At 64.2% G+C, this 15,745-nt stretch carries 14 protein-coding genes; 8 read left to right on the forward strand and 6 right to left on the reverse strand.

From position 1 onward, the window contains the following. Positions 1 to 16 precede the first annotated feature (16 nt). Positions 17 to 1,075: a biotin synthase BioB gene (gene bioB, locus C5B91_RS17515; protein ID WP_115820111.1), complete on the forward strand. Its 1,059-nt coding sequence runs from the start codon at positions 17 to 19 to the stop codon at positions 1,073 to 1,075. 75 nt (positions 1,076 to 1,150) lie between these two features. Here the strand turns inward: bioB and C5B91_RS17520 are convergent, their stop codons facing one another. Next, the gene (locus tag C5B91_RS17520; protein ID WP_049968782.1) at positions 1,151 to 1,915 is read right to left on the reverse strand and encodes an inositol monophosphatase family protein; all 765 of its coding nucleotides are present in this window, start codon (positions 1,913 to 1,915) and stop codon (positions 1,151 to 1,153) included. A gap of 114 nt (positions 1,916 to 2,029) precedes the next feature. Here C5B91_RS17520 and C5B91_RS17525 point away from each other — a divergent pair, with 114 nt between their 5' ends. The 5 genes from C5B91_RS17525 to C5B91_RS17545 all read left to right on the forward strand — a co-directional run bounded on the left by C5B91_RS17525 (position 2,030) and on the right by C5B91_RS17545 (position 7,239). Beyond that, the gene (locus C5B91_RS17525; protein WP_049968781.1) at positions 2,030 to 2,707 is read left to right on the forward strand and encodes a glycerophosphodiester phosphodiesterase; all 678 of its coding nucleotides are present in this window, start codon (positions 2,030 to 2,032) and stop codon (positions 2,705 to 2,707) included. 128 nt (positions 2,708 to 2,835) lie between these two features. Then, the gene (locus tag C5B91_RS17530; RefSeq protein ID WP_081909253.1) at positions 2,836 to 4,308 is read left to right on the forward strand and encodes an ABC transporter substrate-binding protein; all 1,473 of its coding nucleotides are present in this window, start codon (positions 2,836 to 2,838) and stop codon (positions 4,306 to 4,308) included. Between the two features lie 22 nt (positions 4,309 to 4,330). Next, positions 4,331 to 5,224 (forward strand): carbohydrate ABC transporter permease, encoded by an 894-nt coding sequence (locus C5B91_RS17535; protein ID WP_049968780.1) that lies wholly within the window; start codon positions 4,331 to 4,333, stop codon positions 5,222 to 5,224. Positions 5,225 to 5,228: 4 nt separating this feature from the next. Continuing rightward, entirely contained in the window at positions 5,229 to 6,095 is an 867-nt protein-coding gene (locus tag C5B91_RS17540) for a carbohydrate ABC transporter permease (RefSeq protein WP_008097192.1), read from the forward strand. A 10-nt stretch (positions 6,096 to 6,105) separates the two neighbouring features. Then, the gene (locus C5B91_RS17545; protein WP_008097191.1) at positions 6,106 to 7,239 is read left to right on the forward strand and encodes an ABC transporter ATP-binding protein; all 1,134 of its coding nucleotides are present in this window, start codon (positions 6,106 to 6,108) and stop codon (positions 7,237 to 7,239) included. 29 nt (positions 7,240 to 7,268) lie between these two features. On the opposite strand, the gene C5B91_RS17550 is transcribed toward C5B91_RS17545, so the two are convergent. From C5B91_RS17550 to C5B91_RS17570, 5 genes are all read right to left on the reverse strand, one after another. Next, a complete protein-coding gene (locus C5B91_RS17550) occupies positions 7,269 to 7,670 on the reverse strand; it encodes a hypothetical protein (protein ID WP_049968779.1) in 402 nt (133 codons plus the stop codon). 105 nt (positions 7,671 to 7,775) lie between these two features. Then, positions 7,776 to 7,961, reverse strand: a complete 186-nt coding sequence (locus tag C5B91_RS17555; protein ID WP_004971567.1) for a hypothetical protein — start codon at positions 7,959 to 7,961, stop codon at positions 7,776 to 7,778. Positions 7,962 to 8,640: 679 nt separating this feature from the next. After that, positions 8,641 to 9,408 (reverse strand): IclR family transcriptional regulator, encoded by a 768-nt coding sequence (locus C5B91_RS17560; protein ID WP_049968778.1) that lies wholly within the window; start codon positions 9,406 to 9,408, stop codon positions 8,641 to 8,643. A 103-nt stretch (positions 9,409 to 9,511) separates the two neighbouring features. Beyond that, positions 9,512 to 10,618 carry a Gfo/Idh/MocA family protein gene (locus C5B91_RS17565; RefSeq protein ID WP_004041221.1) on the reverse strand — a complete coding sequence of 369 codons (1,107 nt, stop codon included), beginning with the start codon at positions 10,616 to 10,618 and terminating at the stop codon, positions 9,512 to 9,514. 99 nt (positions 10,619 to 10,717) lie between these two features. Next, complete coding sequence (locus C5B91_RS17570; protein ID WP_181950718.1) at positions 10,718 to 12,817, reverse strand: pectate lyase; 2,100 nt, start codon at positions 12,815 to 12,817, stop codon at positions 10,718 to 10,720. A 375-nt stretch (positions 12,818 to 13,192) separates the two neighbouring features. On the opposite strand from C5B91_RS17570, the gene C5B91_RS17575 reads away from it, so the two are divergent. Both C5B91_RS17575 and C5B91_RS17580 read left to right on the forward strand, forming a co-directional pair. Further along, a complete protein-coding gene (locus tag C5B91_RS17575; protein ID WP_004971560.1) occupies positions 13,193 to 14,341 on the forward strand; it encodes a Gfo/Idh/MocA family protein in 1,149 nt (382 codons plus the stop codon). A 23-nt stretch (positions 14,342 to 14,364) separates the two neighbouring features. Continuing rightward, complete coding sequence (locus tag C5B91_RS17580) at positions 14,365 to 15,741, forward strand: DUF362 domain-containing protein (RefSeq protein WP_004041218.1); 1,377 nt, start codon at positions 14,365 to 14,367, stop codon at positions 15,739 to 15,741. Positions 15,742 to 15,745 lie beyond the last annotated feature (4 nt).

Raw genomic sequence — 15,745 nt, forward strand, 5'->3', positions numbered from 1 at the left:
AACTTAGAGATGAGATATGGTTTACGAGACTGGAAACCCGACTGTCGACGACGCGGTGCGGCGAGTGCTCGGCGGCGAGGAACTCGACCGGACCGACGGGGTAGCGCTCATCGCGCAGCCGGTCGAGCCCCTCGCGGCGGGGGCCGACTACGTCCGTTCCGTCCGCTCCGACGGGACCGTCGACGCCTGTTCCATCGTCAACGCCAAGGCCGGTGACTGCGCCGAGGACTGCGGCTTCTGCGCGCAGTCGGCGCACTTCGACACCGGCGTCGAAACGCACAGCTTTCTCGGACCGGAGTCGGTGTTGGACGCCGCGCGGCGGGCCGAACGCGACGGCGCACAGCGGTTCGGCATCGTCGTCGCCGAGAAGGGCGTCTCGAAGGAGCGCCGGCCCGACGAGTGGGCGGACGTGCTGGAGGCGATTCGACTCGTCCGCGACGAGACGAGCGTCGAAATCGACGCCTCACTCGGCCTGCTCACCGAGGAGGAAGCGCGAATCCTCGCCGACGAGGGCGTGAACCACTACAACCACAACATCGAGACCTCGCCGCGGTACTTCGACGAGGTGGTCGGAACCCACGACTTCGAGGACCGACTCGTGACGCTCCGCCGGGCGAAAGACGCGGGAATGGACCTCTGTGCCGGCGTCATCCTCGGAATGGGCGAGACGCCGGCCGACCGCGTCGACGCCGCTATCGAACTCCAGAGAATCGGCGTCGAGTCGCTCCCGGTGAACGTGCTCAACCCCGTCCCCGGGACGCCGCTCGGCGACGCCGACCACGCCGACATCACGACGACGGAACTCGTCAAGACCGTCGCAGTCTACCGACTGCTCCACCCCGACGCGCGCGTCCGCTTGACCGGCGGCCGGGAGGCGAATCTCGCGCCCGACGAGCAACACCTGCCGTTCGAGGCCGGCGCGGACGGCGTCCTCACCGGCGACTACCTGACGACCGACGGCCAGTCGCCGGCGGCCGACATCGAGGTCGTCGAGCGGGCGGGCCTCGAACCGAACCGCGCGGTCAACGACTTCGACCCGGAGGCCGTCAAGCGCCGAGAAGCGAGAGACGGCTGAGAGTGCTGGCGAACCGCCGAACCGCCAAACTGCCGGGCTGCCAAACGTCCAAACCACCAGTCCGAGACGCGTCACTCACCCGAGGGCGCTGTGCCGCGACATGAGCGAGATGACCTGCCGGTGGAGCGCCTGATTGGACGCGACGACGGTGTCGCCGGTCACGTCGTCTATCGCTTCGACGTGCGTCACCTCGCCGCCGGCCTCGCGGACGAGGAGCGGGCCAGTTCTCGTGTCCCACATATCGAGGTTCTGCTCGAAGTACACGTCGAAGCGGCCGGCGGCGACGAGCGCCAACTCCGCGGCGGCCGATCCCATCCGGCGAACGCCTCGCGTCGACTCGCAGAGCGCCTCGAGATACGCGCCGTCGCCGTTCGCTCGGGCCAGCGAGTCGAATCCGGTCACGACAAGCGCGTCCGATAGCTCCGCGGCGTTCGAGACCGAGAGCTTCCGTCCGTTGACGAACGCGCCTTCGCCCTCGATTGCGACGTACAGCTGGTCCGCCGGAACGTAGTTGACGACGCCGACGTCGGGCCGTGTCGCACCCTCGTACATGACAGAGACGGAGAAGTGCGGCACGCCGTTGTGGAAATTGACCGTTCCGTCGAGCGGGTCGATGACCCAACGCGGCTTCGGGCGGAACTCCGGAGAGCACTCCTCGGAGACGACGTTGTCGTCCGGAAACGCGGTTGCTATCACGTCGATGATGCGCTCTTCGGCGGCCTCGTCCGCCGGGCGGTCGCGAGACCGCCCGCGAGACCCCGACCGGAAGCGGGCCCGTAACTCGTCGCCGGCGACCTCGGCCGCCCGAATCGCGGTCCACAGGTAACGGTCGTCAACCATACACCGGCTTGGCCGGGACTCGTATATTGTGACTGCTATGTTGTCTCAATAGTAATCTGTTCAGTACGTTGCTATCATAGCACGGTTGATAAGTCGTTGCCGGTGACGTATCGTATGCTCACTATCGGGCATCGAGGCTGTGCGGGCCAGTATCCAGAGAACACGATTCCCGCGGTCAAGCAGTCTGCCCCCCACGTCGACCTCGTCGAGGTCGACGTGATGCGCTGTGGCTCGGGGGAACTGGTGGCGTTTCACGACGACGACCTGTCGCGGCTGACGACGGTCTCGGGGAAACTCGCCGAAACCGCCGTCGACGACCTCACAGCGCTTCGAGTCGGCGGGTCGGAAGCGACGATTCCGCGCTTCGAGCGGGTGGTCGACGAGTGGCCCGCGGGCACCGGCATGAACCTCGATACCCGTGACCCGGGGCTCGTCGAAGACGCCTTAGCGGCCGTCGAGACGCTCGACGAGCGGGTCGTCTTTTCGTCCCCGTCGCGCGAAGCGGTCGGCATCGCCCTGGAGACGCCGTCAGCGGCTGATATCGGCTACTCGTTCCGCGACGAGGTTTCCGCGGAGTTGGCGTGGGCGGCCGAGCGGGGCTGCGAGTTCGTTCACGTCGAACACGGCCTGTGCACCTCCACGGACCTCGTGGAGCGCGCGCACGACGCCGGCCTGCTCGTCGACGCGTGGACCGTCGACGACGAATCGACTGCGACGACCCTCCGGTCGGTCGGCGTCGACGCCCTCACCGTCGACCGATGGGACGTCGTCACCACGGGGCCGTGTCCGTGATTCCGACTCGACGCTCGATGCCGACGTGGTTTTTATACCCCAATCAGAGCGGTACGAGTCACACCAGAGAACAACATATGTCTAATTATTTGGGATATAATAGTAAAATTTAAATTATGTGTTCGAATATGTTCCGATACATGCCTGAAAATGGCCCTGACGGCGAACGAGCCGAAATGACGAACCGAGCTATCGGACGCACAACCAGTCGGCGCGGATTCCTCGCAACGGCGGGGGCCGTCGGCGTCGCGGGACTCGCGGGCTGTTCCGGCGGAGGCGATTCACCCACCCAGACCGGGGGCGGGAGCGCCGAACAGTCGGGAACGACGGCCGGCTCGTCGGGCGCTCAAGACGTGAGCGTCTCGTTCTGGCATATCTTCGGGGGAGAACTCGGCCAGACGCTAGAAGACATGGCCAGCGAGTTCTCACAGCAGCACGACGGAATCACCATCGAGGCGGTCAACAACGGCGGTTACCGACAGAATCTCAATCAGTCGCTGCAAGCGTCGCGGGCCGGCGACCCGCCGGGAATCGTCCAGATATTCGAGGTCGGGACGCGACTCGCGCTCGACAGCGGTTCGTTCACGCCAGTCGAGGAGATTCTGCCCGAAGACAAAATCGACCTCGACGACTTCCTGCCGTCGGTCTTGAACTACTACCGCATGGACGGGACGCTGAACTCGATGCCGTTCAACTCCTCGAACACCATCATGCTCTACAACAAGAGTGCGTTCGAGGCGGCCGGCCTCGACCCCGAAAGCCCGCCGCGGAGCCTCGCGGAAGTCCGGCAGGCCGCACAGACCATCGTCGACCAGACCGACATGGAGAGCGGAATCAGCTGGCCGAACCACACGTGGATGCAGATCGAACAGCAGTTCGCGAAGCAGGACCAAGTGCTCGTGAACCAGGAAAACGGCCGCGACGGTCGACCCGACCAGACGTTCTTCAACTCCGAGGCGGGGCGCAGCGTCTACTCCTGGTGGAAGCAGATGGCCCAAGACGGCCTCTATCTCAACCCCGGCATCGAGGCGTGGGGAGAGGCGCGACAGGCGTTTCTCACCCAGAAGGTGCCGATGCTGTGGGATTCCACGTCGAACATCGTCTCGATGCAGTCCGGCGCGAAGGAGAACGGCTTCGAACTCGGCACCGGCTACCTGCCGACGCCCGACGGCGCGAACACCGGCGTCGTCATCGGCGGGGGGTCGCTGTGGGTTCCCGACGCCCTCGCCGACGAGAAGAAGCAGGCCGCGGGCGAGTTCATCGCCTACGTCACACAGCCCGAACAACAGGCGCGCTGGCATCGCAACAGCGGCTATTTCCCGGTTCGGCAGAGCGCCATCGACCGACTCACGAACGACGGCTGGTTCGAGAACAACCCCAACTTCAGCACGGCGTTCGACCAGCTACAGGACACCGAGGATACGCCCGCGACGCGCGGCGCGGTGATGGGCGTCTTCCCCAAGACCCGGTCCATCAACGAGGAGATATCGGTCAGCATCATCAACGACCAACTCGGCGTCGAGGAGGGGCTGTCGCGGATGGACACGCAGGTCGGCGAGGCGCTCGCCGGCTACAACGGCAACTACGACGGGAGCGAGTAGGCTCCCCCGACACGTTATTTACATGTCTACTGCCACAAAACCGTACGATTCGACGCTTCAGGCGGCGCTGTTGTTACTCCCGACGGCGGCGGTCCTCGTCGCGTTCCTGTACTACCCCGCGCTCGAGACGTTCCGTCTCAGCCTCTACGAGACGCTGTTCCTCGGACAGCGACAGACGTGGACCGGGCTCGGGAACTTCGTCAGCCTGCTCACCTCGGACGTCTACCAGTACAGCTTCCTCGTCACGGTCGCGTTCGCGGCGGTCGTCGTCTTCGGAACGCTCGGCGTCTCGCTGCTGATAGGCTACCTGATATTCTCCGTCGACGTCCGGTCGTCCGTGTATCTCGTCGCCGCGATTTGGCCGTACGCACTCCCGCCGGCGGTCGCCGCGATTCTCCTGAACTTCATCCTGCACCCGAACCTCGGCATCTTCACCCACTACCTCGAGCTTCTGACGCCCTTTACGCTGGACTGGTTTAACGACGGCCCGCAGGCGTTTGCGATACTCGCGGTCGTCGCGGTCTGGAAGCAGCTCGGCTACAACATCATCTTCATCGTCGCCGCGCTGAACAACATCCCCGAGATACTGACTGAGAACGCCCGTATCGACGGTGTCGGTCGGTTCAGGATGCTGTACAAGGTGTACGTGCCGATGATCGCACCGACCATGACGTTCCTCGTCATCATGAACACGATATACGCGTTCTTCTCGACGTTCCCGCTCGTGGACCTGATGACGAGCGGCGGTCCCAGCGACGCCACGAACTTCCTGATATTCAAGCTCTACCGCGACGCCTTCCAGTTCAACAGCCTCGGGCTGGCGTCCGCGCAGTCCGTGATTCTGTTCGTCGTCGTGTCGATTCTGATGTACCTCCAACTTCGGTTCGCGTCGGGGTACGGGCGGTACGGAGGATAACGAGATGGCAACAGAAACAGACACCACGAACATCGACGCGAGACGGCTCGTCCACCGACTACCCGACGATGTGCTGCTGCACGGCGGCATCGTCTTCTCGATTCTCCTGATGGCGTCGCCGCTGTTGCTCGCGGTTATCATGAGCACGCAGTCGACGACGGAGGTGTATCAGGTGACGAACCTCGGCCTCGGGTCGAAGGGGCTTTCGAACTACTCGGACGCACTCGTGAACTACGACTTCAGCACGTACATGCTGAACTCGTTCGTGATGAGCGTCATCGTCGTCGTCGGGAAGGTCACGCTCTCGCTTTTCGCGGCGCTCGCGCTCGTCTACTACCGCTTCCCGTACGAGCGGGCGGTGTTCATGTTCATCCTGCTGACGCTGTTGTTGCCGGTGCCGGTTCGAATCGTCCCGCTGTTCCAGTTGATGGCCGACCTCGGCTGGACGAACTCACTCCTGGCGTTGACCGGGCCGTACATCGCGAGCGCGACGGCCGTCTTCCTCTTTCGCCAGCAGTTCATGGGAATCTCGGCCTCACTCGTCGAGGTCGCGCGCCTCGACGGCGTCGGCCCGCTCACCTTCCTGTTCAGGGTGCTCATCCCGATGTCGAGGGGGATGATAGCCGGGGTGTGCGTTATCACGTTCATCTACACGTGGAACCAGTTCCTCTGGCCGCTGGTCGTCGTGACCGACAAGAGCAGTCAAGTCGTCCAGGTCGGGATTCGGTACCTCCAGGGTTCCGCGCAGGCGGGGCTGACGCAGTGGGGGCTCATCATGGCCGGTGCGGTCCTCGCATTGCTCCCGCCGCTCGTGGTGCTCGTCGTGCTGCACCGACCGCTCCTGCGGACACTCACCATCCAACAGAAATAGCGAACTCACCATGTCAGACATCACGATTCAGAACCTACGGAAGACGTACGACGACGTGCGCGCCGTGAAGGGTATCGACCTCGAAATCGACGACGGCGAGTTCCTCGTCGTCGTCGGCCCCTCGGGATGCGGGAAATCCACGACGCTCCGGATGCTCGCTGGCCTCGAATCGGTGACGGACGGTTCTATCGCCATCGGCGACCGCGTCGTCAACGAGGTGCCGCCGAAGGACCGACGCATTGCGATGGTGTTTCAGAACTACGCGCTGTACCCCCATATGACGGCGGCCGAGAACATGAAGTTCGGCATGAAATCGGCGAGCGAGTTCTCCCGCGACGAAATCGAGCGACGCGTCGAAGATGCCACCGAGACGCTCGACATCGCGCATCTCCGCGACCGAAAACCGAAGGAACTCTCGGGCGGGGAGCGACAGCGGGTCGCTATCGGCCGCGCGCTCGTCCGCGAGCCGGACGTGTTCCTGATGGACGAGCCGCTTTCGAACCTCGACGCGAAACTGCGGGTCCAGATGCGCGCCGAGTTACTCAAGCTCCACCGCGACCTCGAAACGACGACCGTCTACGTCACCCACGACCAGACGGAGGCGATGACGCTCGGCGACAGGGTCGCCGTACTCGAAGACGGGAGGCTCCAGCAGGTCGCTGCGCCCCAGGAGCTGTACGACTACCCGACGAACCAGTTCGTCGCGGGATTCGTCGGCGAGCCCGCGATGAACTTCATCCCCGCGTCGGTCCGACAGCGAGGGGATGAACACGTCGCAACGGCACCGGGGCTTTCGCTCACACTTCCCGCCGGCTCGGGACTCGACGGTATCGACGACGACGGACTCACGCTCGGCGTCAGGCCCGAAGACGTGTCCCTCGTCTCGAACCGCGCCGGGGTGTCAGAGTCGTTCACCGCCGAGGTGACGGTCACCGAACCGCTCGGAGAGCTACTGCTTTTGCACTGTCGCCTCGGCGACGAGGAGATTCGAGTCAAGGTCGAGCCGCGGAGCCGAATTGCGGCCGGGGACACCGTCGAACTCGCCGTCGATACGGACCGACTCCACCTGTTCGATTCGGACGGCGACGCCGTGTACCACTCGTCTGTACCCGAGCAGGAGACCGAGAGCGCCCTAGCAGATTGACGAGGGCGAGGTGGGCACGGACCCCGTCACTACTGTCCGTCGAAGGGGTCAGGCGACAGGTCCAGCCCCGCCCGCTCCTCGTCGGTGAGCTCTTCGAGAACGCTCGTCCCGGAGCCCGGTTTCGAGTCCCACGACCAGTCCTCGTGGAGGCGGAGGCGACCGTCGCCCAGTCGCTCGATGCGGTCGGTCGAGTGGCCGGTCGCGGTCGTCCCGTCCTCGGTGACGTGGGAGTACCGGAAGTCGAGCGTGTCGTCGAGGCGGAGACCGACGAGGTGGCCCAGCCTGACGGTTCCGCCGCGGTACGTCGCGTGAATCAGGTCGTCGGACTGGTCGAACCAGAAGTAGGTGTCGCCGCCGACGTCGCCGCCCTCGGCGTTGGCGACCGACTTGAAAACTCGTCTGTCGAGCGACGGCGTGCGAGATTCGGGCATAATCCGTGTGGGCGGCCGAACGGTATGAGTGGTTCGCCGAAACGTGTGCAGGTGCGGGCACCCTCCCGGCCGGCCGCCCGTCACGGCCCGTCACGCCACCGTCGGTCAGTAGCTACTCCGGTCTCCCGAGCCGCCGTCAGAGCCGCTTTCAACCGCGTCAGTCGCCTTCTCGATGCCTTTCTTGGCCTTCTCCTCGCTCACCTTCGTTCGCTTTCCGATCTGCTTGGCGACGTCGTCTTCGTGTCCCTCTACGAGGCCGAGCAGCCGTCGAAGCTTGCTCATCACGCCCATAGCATCAGAGATAACGACTCCTCGGAAGAAAAGGTGGCGGCCGTCGAACGAACACAGCGGATTCCGAGAGCAGACACCGAAAGAATAGTAAATTATTCGTTATATATTCAGAAGTGTTATTTCACGAGGCGACGTCTCGAACCCCGATTCGTAGTTCGGAAGTACAGGGAGACAACGGAGAGAGGCGAACGAGCCGTAATGACCGTTTGATCGGCGTTCACGGATTGTTCTCGATGGCGAACTGTGGCGATTCGGGGCAGTGTCGACTGGTGCCGAAAGCCCGAGCCAAAAATCGGTCCGAGCGGGCCATCTAGTAATTTTCGCCGTTTCAGCGACCGAGTAGTGATTTCTCGGATGCCGTCGAACGCGAGTCGATAGATAGCGCCTCGGGGCTCCGAAATGAATTTATTCTGATGAAATTGTTAATTGGTATAGTATCCGATAGTAAGATTGCGCCGGGCGTAATCGAGCACGTGCAGTCACTGCGTCCGAACGCTCGCTCACCACGGTGGCGCGTTACGAAAATATATTACAGACGTACGAGCGTAATTTGTTGATTCGCAGTAATAATACAGCGGAGAGAGCAGCTGTAACTATCGTAAGTATATAATGTTCGGCAGTTCCGAACGTCCGAAGAACGGTCGCCGGCGGCGAGTGACGCGAGTCGGTCCCACCCGAGTCACGCGAGCGCGAGTTCCAGTTCGAACTCGCTGACGATGTCTTTGACCGTGTGCGCGAGCTCGGCTTTCCTGTCCTCGCCGGTCACCGAGTGGGCCGGCCCCGTGACACTGAACCCGCCGATAACGTCGCCCGAGCGGCGCGTCGCGGCGACACCGATAGCGTAGAGTTCGTTGAAGTTCTCGGCGCGGTTGACGGCGTAGCCCTGCTCGCGGACGCGCTCTAACTCCTCGAACAGCGCCTCGCGGTCGGTGGTGGTGTTTTCCGTCTCCTGCGGGAGGCCCCATCGGTCGATTATCTGTTCGATGCGCGGCTCCGGGAGTTCCGCGAGAATCGCCTTTCCGACGGCGGTGTTGTGCAGGAACAGTCGGTTGCCGAGTTGCTCGTGGGACCACCCCATCTTACTCCCCGACGCGGTGTGCAGGAAGACGGCCTTTCCCCCCATCTCGACGGTGAAAATCGACCGGAGGCGGGTCTCTTCGAACAGTCGCTCCGTGAACTGCCGCGCGAGGACGAACGCCGGCTCTCGCGTCCGGACTTGGTTCCCCAATCGGAGCAGTTCCGGGCCGATGAAGTAGAAATCGCCCTCCTTGATGATGAACTGCTCCTGCTTGAGCGTCGCGAGGTGGCCGTGAATCGTGCTCTTGGGCTTGTCCATCCGCTCGGCGATTTCGGAGACTCGCGCGCCGTCTATCGCTTCGAGTTGCTTCAGAATCTCTATCGAGGTGGCGGTCGTCCGGAGCGTCTTGGTCGAGTCATCCGTTGGCATGACTCAATATTTTCGGCTATACATTTAAAGTTCAGGATAGTCGAACAGCTGGTCGACCCCGCGGCGCAGGGTGGCCCGGCGGGCGCGGCGTCGTCGGGCGCGTTCACCCCTCGACTTCGACCCAGCCGCCGCGCTCGCCGGACTCGTAGGCCGCATCGAGGACGCGAAGCAGCTGCACGGCGTCGTCGGCCGTCGCGGGCACGTCGCCGGTCTCGTAGCCCGCGAAGTAGTCCTCGAAGTAGTCCTGCACGAAGTCGCCCCACGCCGGGAACCGGTCGTAGGTGAACTCGAACTCGACGGTCCGCTTGGGCGCGGCGGTCCAGTCGGGGTGTTCCGAGGTGATGTCGAGCGGGACCGTGGGTTCGTGCTGCAGCGAGTCGTGGTGCAGCGGCGTCAGCGCCTGCCCCTCGGTGCCGTAGAGCCCGAGGTGCGTGTCCTTGCCGCGGTCGCTCAGGTAGTAGCCGGTGTGGTACGTCCCGAGCGTCCCGCTTTCGGTCTCGAACTGGAGGACTGCTCCGGCTTCCACGTCAGCCTCGACCGCGTCGTGGAACCGGGCGTTCACCCGCGCGATGGGGTCGTCGAGAATCCACGGCATCACGTCGACCCAGTGCGGGCCAATCCACTGGAGCGCGCCGCCGCGACTCGTCTCCCGGTCGTAGAGGTAGTGGTCGGTGTCCCGGTAGGAGAGCTGGCTGGCGTTGAAGCGGCCGTCGAGCGTCCACACGTCGCCGAAGAAGCCCTCCGAAACTCGGTCGCGGAGCGCCATCGCGACGGGGTTGCGCCGGTAGTACATCGTCGGCGAGACGGTCACGCCGAGCTCGTTGGCCCGCTCGGCGATGTCTTCGAGGTCGGCGGCGGTCCGAGCGATGGGTTTCTCGCTGACGACGTGAACGCCGTTCTCGACGGCGCTCTCGATGATTTCCGGCGTCTCGTCGCTCCGGTAGGTTATCCACGCCACGTCGACGTCGGCGTCGGAGACGAGTTCGTGTGGGTCCTCGTAGACCGCCGCGCCGCCGACGAGGTCCGCCATGTCCTGTCCCTCGGTCGTGATTTCGTCGGGCCGGTCGTCCATCGCCGCGATGTTCTCCACGTCGACCCGCCGGCCGGGCTCGCAGACCGCGGTAATCGTCGCGTCCAACTCGCTCGCGACCGCGAAGTAGGGGTCCCGGTGGTGGTGGTCGATACCGATGTATCCGATATTCGTACCCATACACGTAGTTCACCGAAAGTGATTTAAAAATGTTCGGGTACAAGCAAGGTAATCGGGGGCGGACGGTGCGGTGGCAGACGGTGCGTCGGCCTCGTGCGGTTAGCGCTGCGGCGTCTCAACCCGACGAGACCACGACCGGAGCCACGGGCGAGTCCCGCCGTTGGGGACGTTCAGCTCGTGGCTGTTGACCGGGAGGTCCGGGTAGCCGCCGACCTGTTCCTGACTGTCGACGAGGTAGCTCTCTCCGCCTTCGACGTTTTCGAGAATGCGTTCGTCGGTCGCCGTCCGGTCGGCCGGGCGCGCGCCGACGTTCGCGAGGTTGTGGTCGAACGTCCGGTCCGACGACATCGCCGCCAGTCCGTCGGGCCACAGCGGCCGTTCATCGACGACAGTCACGTTCTCGTCGACCATCGCCACGTCGCCGTCGGTGAGGTTGTCTTCGAGGTACGCCACGGCGGTGTCCACGTCGTCCTCGGTGAAGACGTTCGCCTTGTCCGAGTTGGGTCGGAGGTAGGCGTTGCCGACGATGCTCGCCTCGGTGTCGGGGTCAAGCCAGGTGCCGTCTTCGAAGTCGTACATCACGTTGTTGACGACGACGCTCTCGGTTCCCTCCTTGAGTCTGGGATGGCGGTCGGTATTGAACGCCCAGACGTTCCCCAGCATGGCGACGTTCTTCGCGTCGTTGCCGATGAGCGACCCGTAGCCGTGTTCGCCCTTCGGGTGGACCGAGTCGTCGAGCGCCTCGGCGACGAGGCAGTTCGAGACGGTCGTCTCCGCGGTCTCGTAGCCGACCGAGAGGCACTCGTCGACGCTCCACGAGGCGGAGACGTGGTCGATGACGTTGTTCGTCGTCTCGTCGGCCGTGTTGACCGTGTCGAGCGCCCAGTCCTCGGTCGCGTCCTCGATGCCCGCGTCGCCGAGTCGGACTCGAACGTGCTGGAGGACGCAGTCGCTCGCCCCGATATTCACGCGACCCTTGACCAGGGTGACGCCCGGCGAGGGCGCGGTCTGGCCCGCGATGTAGCACTTGTCGTACGGAATCGGGAGGTCGCGCACGCCGAGGTCGATTGTTCCGCTGGTCTCGAAGACGACCAGTCGCTCGCCGTCGATGGTGACCGCCTTTTCCAGTTGGCGGCGGGTCGGTTCGGTTATCACGATGATCGGGGTGTCGTCGTCGAGCCACGGTGCGGCCTCGGCGAACCCGTCGCTCGGTCCGAAGTGGGACACGCTGTCCGGGCCGGCGTGGGCCGGAACCTTGCTGTTCGACGGGTTCGTGGTGCTGAACGTGGAAACCGAACCCCGAGCGGTGTCGCCGTCGGCCGTGTCCGCCACCGCGCGAACCTCGTAGTAGCGACGCCGCGTCAGGTCGTCGGCGTCGACGCTGAACGCTCCCGACGAGGTGAGTTCCGTCGAATCCGTGGTCTTCCACGACTCGGTGGGTACCTCCCGGTACTCGAAGTAACACTCTGCGGAATCGGCACCGCCGAGGTCGCCGAGGTCGCCGGTGAGCGTGGCGGACCCGGGGCCGATGTCGGTCACGTCGCCGGTCGAGACGAGCGGGACGCCCGTCGTGTTCTCCACGCTCCCCGCGACTTCGACGTCGCCGATATCGCGGCTCCGGTCGGGGTCGACCCCCGAGAGACTCTGGAACGTCGCCGTCGCGAGCGTCCCCGAGAGGTGGCTGGTGACGGCCAGTCCGACGTAGACGCTGTCGCCCAGCGAGATGTCGGCGGCGTCGAGCGTGTTAATCGACGTCCACGTCTCGCCGTCCGTGGAGTGGTAGGTCTCTATCGTGTCTCCGCTTCGCTTGAGACGGAGCCAGTCGGCCGGTGTGCCGCCGACGCTATCCGTCTCAGCGCCGTCTTCGGGCCGATACTGCATCGACGCCTCGCCGTTGGGCCGGCGACGGACCATGACGTTCTTCGAGTCGGGGTCGAGCGACTCGCGGACCATCGGGCCCGCCTTCGTCCAGCTTTCGACGTTGTCGATGCCGGTGTTCTGGACGGCGACGTCGAAATCGCCGCTCAGCTCCGTATAGTAGTAGTGAAACGCGTCGGCGGTGCCCCAGATGTCGTCGCCGCCGCCCTGCATCGAAATCACGGTCGCGGCCGCGGCGCTGCCACCGAAGAGGCCAGTCGTCGCCGCACCGATACTTCCTGCTCCGAGCACGCGGAGGAACGTCCGTCTGTCGGGTCTCATGAGTGCATCACTCGAACAGACAACATATTCAACGATTGTTATAATTTATGGCAGTCTGGACCGAGGCCGACACAGCATATAAAGTTCGAGAGTGTCGAACGAATGACGCCGGCGCTGGTTCGAAATGACGAGATGAGACATGAGATATTACACCAATATGTTTGTAACACATCGCCTATTCCTTATAAAATTCGGGATATTCGAATAGAGGCGTTCACTCACACACGTCCTCGATTACGCTCTGTCGGACATCGTCGTAATCGACGGTTCGCGGATGCAGGCGACGGTCAGGCGCGCGAATCGTTCCGGCGGAAACCGAAACCATGCAAAAGGTTATTACACTCCGACCAGCAGATTGGTGCAACGAGTCAGCACATGCAAGAGCTAGGTATCATCATGAACGGCGTGACCGGCCGGATGGGAACGAATCAGCATCTCATCCGCTCCATCGTCGCGCTGCGCGAGGAGGGCGGCGTGGAACTTCCCAGCGGGGAACGAGTAATGCCCGACCCGCTTCTCGTCGGCCGTAACGAACGCAAACTCCGCGAACTGAGCGAGGAACACGGTATCGACCGGTGGACCGTCGACCCCGACCTCGAGACGTGTCTCGACGGCGACGACGAGGTGTACTTCGACTCGCAGATAACCCCCCGCCGCCCGGACAGCGTCATGAAGGCCATCGACGCCGGAAAGCACGTCTACTGCGAGAAACCGCTGGCGAGCGACCTCAGCGCCGCGCTCGACGTGGCCGGGATGGCCGAAGAGAGCGACGTGAAACACGGTATCGTCCAAGACAAACTCTGGCTCCCGGGGCTGTTGAAGCTCCAGCGACTCATCGAACAGGACTTCTTCGGCGACATCCTTTCGGTGCGCGTCGAGTTCGGCTACTGGGTGTTCACCGGCCACGGCCAGGAGGCACAGCGCCCCTCGTGGAACTACCGCGCCGAGGACGGCGGCGGTATCGTCGACGACATGTTCTCCCATTGGAGCTACGTGCTGGAGAACCTCTTCGGCGAGGTGGAGTCCGTCCGCTGTCTCCAGAAGACCCACATCGACGAGCGAATCGACGAGGACGGCGAGTCCTACGAGGCGACCGCGGACGACGCCGCCTACGCCATCATGGAGCTGGAAGACGACATCGTCGCCCAGCTCAACTCCTCGTGGACCGTCCGCGTCAACCGCGACGACCTCCTCGAGATTCAGGTCGACGGGACCGAGGGAAGCGCGGTCGCCGGCCTGCGCGACTGCAAGACGCAGGGGCACGCGAACACGCCGAAACCGGAGTGGAACCCCGACACGCCGAAGGAACACGACTTCTACGAGGACTGGACGGGCGTCCCGAACAATCAGGTGTTCGAGAACGCGTTCAAGCTCCAGTGGGAGAAGTTCATCCGGCACGTCGTCGCCGACGAACCGTTCCCGTGGGACTTCACCGCCGGGGCGCGCGGCGTCCAGCTCACCGAGGCGAGCTATCGGTCCTCAGAGGAGGGCCGCCGCGTCGTCCTCGACGACCTCAGCGTGTAGAAAGGCCCCCGACGAACAGTTTTATGTCGAACTCGGCCGTCGAGTTCCGCATGCACACAGATGGCGACGAGAACCCCGTAGACTGGCTCTCAGTCCCGGAAGACGTTATCCTCGAAGCGTGCGGTAACCCCTCGCTCCCCGAGTTAGGTATCATCGAACAGGTCTGGGAGACGAATCCGATTCCGGCGGCCGACGTTCCGGAGGCGGCCGCGAAGGCCGTCGCCGCGCTGTCGTTCGCGGCTGTTCCCGAGGGTGGCGAGGTCGCGCTCGGCGTCGGGAGCCGCGGTATCGCGAACATACCCGACATCGTCGCGGGCGTCGTCGACGCCGTCTCCGAGGCGGGCTACGAGCCGTTCGTCTTCCCCGCGATGGGGAGCCACGGCGGCGCGACCGGCGACGGACAGCGGGAGATGCTGAACGAACTCGGCATCACCGAGGAGCGAATCGGCTGCGAGATTCGGTCCAGTATGGAGGTCGTGGAGGTCGGGCGCACGCCGGACCGCGACGTGCCCGTCGTCGCCGACGCCAACGCCGCGGGCGCGGACGCCATCATCCCCATCAACCGCGTCAAGCCCCACACAGACTTCGACGGCGAGGTCGAAAGCGGGCTGTCGAAGATGCTCGTCATCGGCATGGGCAAACAGCGCGGCGCGCAAATCGCCCACAAGTGGGCCGTCGACTGGTCGTTCCGACGGATGATTCCCGAGATAACCGAGCAACTGCTGGACTCGCTTCCCATCGTGGGCGGCGTCGCCATCGTGGAAGACCAGCACGACGACACCACGCTCATCGAGGGCGTCCCCCCGTCGGGATTCCTCGACCGCGAGCGCGAACTGCTCGAAACCGCGTACGAACTGATGCCGAAGCTCCCGTTCGAGGAGCTCGATTTGGTCGTGTTCGACCGACAGGGCAAGGAGATTAGCGGGCAGGGGATGGACACGAACGTCATCGGCCGCCGGCCGTTTTCCATCAACGAGCCCGCGCCCGAGAAGCCGAACATCAAGCGCATCTACACCCACGGGCTGACCGAGAAGACCCACGGCAACGCGATGGGCGTCGGGTCGGCCGACGTGATTCACGAGGACATCGTCGCCGAGTTGGACGCGCAGACGACGCTCATCAACGCGCTCACCGCGAGCACCATCCGCGGCGTGAAACTCCCGCCCGTCGTCGAGACCGACCGCGCGGGCGTGGTCGCCGCGCTGTCGACAATCGGCGTCGTCGAGCCCGACACGGTCCGGGTCGTCCGCGCGGCCGACACCATGCATCTCCACCGGCTGTACGCCTCGCCGGCGCTCGTCGAGGAGGCCCGCGAGCGAGACGACCTGCGCGTGGTCGAAGATCCCACACCGATAGCGTTCGAGGACGGCCAGTTCGCCGCGCCGTCGCTCCGGGACTGAAGAA

The organism is Haloferax sp. Atlit-10N (genome assembly GCF_003586325.1).
GTDB classification, from domain to species: domain Archaea; phylum Halobacteriota; class Halobacteria; order Halobacteriales; family Haloferacaceae; genus Haloferax; species Haloferax prahovense.

Bases quoted from the DNA above. Each gene is read 5' to 3' on its own strand.
- bioB (WP_115820111.1), top strand. From the start codon at position 17: ATGGTTTACGAGACTGGAAACCCGACTGTCGACGACGCGGTGCGGCGA.
- C5B91_RS17520 (WP_049968782.1), bottom strand. From the start codon at position 1,915: ATGGTTGACGACCGTTACCTGTGGACCGCGATTCGGGCGGCCGAGGTC.
- C5B91_RS17525 (WP_049968781.1), top strand. From the start codon at position 2,030: ATGCTCACTATCGGGCATCGAGGCTGTGCGGGCCAGTATCCAGAGAAC.
- C5B91_RS17530 (WP_081909253.1), top strand. From the start codon at position 2,836: ATGTTCCGATACATGCCTGAAAATGGCCCTGACGGCGAACGAGCCGAA.
- C5B91_RS17535 (WP_049968780.1), top strand. From the start codon at position 4,331: ATGTCTACTGCCACAAAACCGTACGATTCGACGCTTCAGGCGGCGCTG.
- C5B91_RS17540 (WP_008097192.1), top strand. From the start codon at position 5,229: ATGGCAACAGAAACAGACACCACGAACATCGACGCGAGACGGCTCGTC.
- C5B91_RS17545 (WP_008097191.1), top strand. From the start codon at position 6,106: ATGTCAGACATCACGATTCAGAACCTACGGAAGACGTACGACGACGTG.
- C5B91_RS17550 (WP_049968779.1), bottom strand. From the start codon at position 7,670: ATGCCCGAATCTCGCACGCCGTCGCTCGACAGACGAGTTTTCAAGTCG.
- C5B91_RS17555 (WP_004971567.1), bottom strand. From the start codon at position 7,961: ATGGGCGTGATGAGCAAGCTTCGACGGCTGCTCGGCCTCGTAGAGGGA.
- C5B91_RS17560 (WP_049968778.1), bottom strand. From the start codon at position 9,408: ATGCCAACGGATGACTCGACCAAGACGCTCCGGACGACCGCCACCTCG.
- C5B91_RS17565 (WP_004041221.1), bottom strand. From the start codon at position 10,618: ATGGGTACGAATATCGGATACATCGGTATCGACCACCACCACCGGGAC.
- C5B91_RS17570 (WP_181950718.1), bottom strand. From the start codon at position 12,817: ATGAGACCCGACAGACGGACGTTCCTCCGCGTGCTCGGAGCAGGAAGT.
- C5B91_RS17575 (WP_004971560.1), top strand. From the start codon at position 13,193: ATGCAAGAGCTAGGTATCATCATGAACGGCGTGACCGGCCGGATGGGA.
- C5B91_RS17580 (WP_004041218.1), top strand. From the start codon at position 14,365: ATGTCGAACTCGGCCGTCGAGTTCCGCATGCACACAGATGGCGACGAG.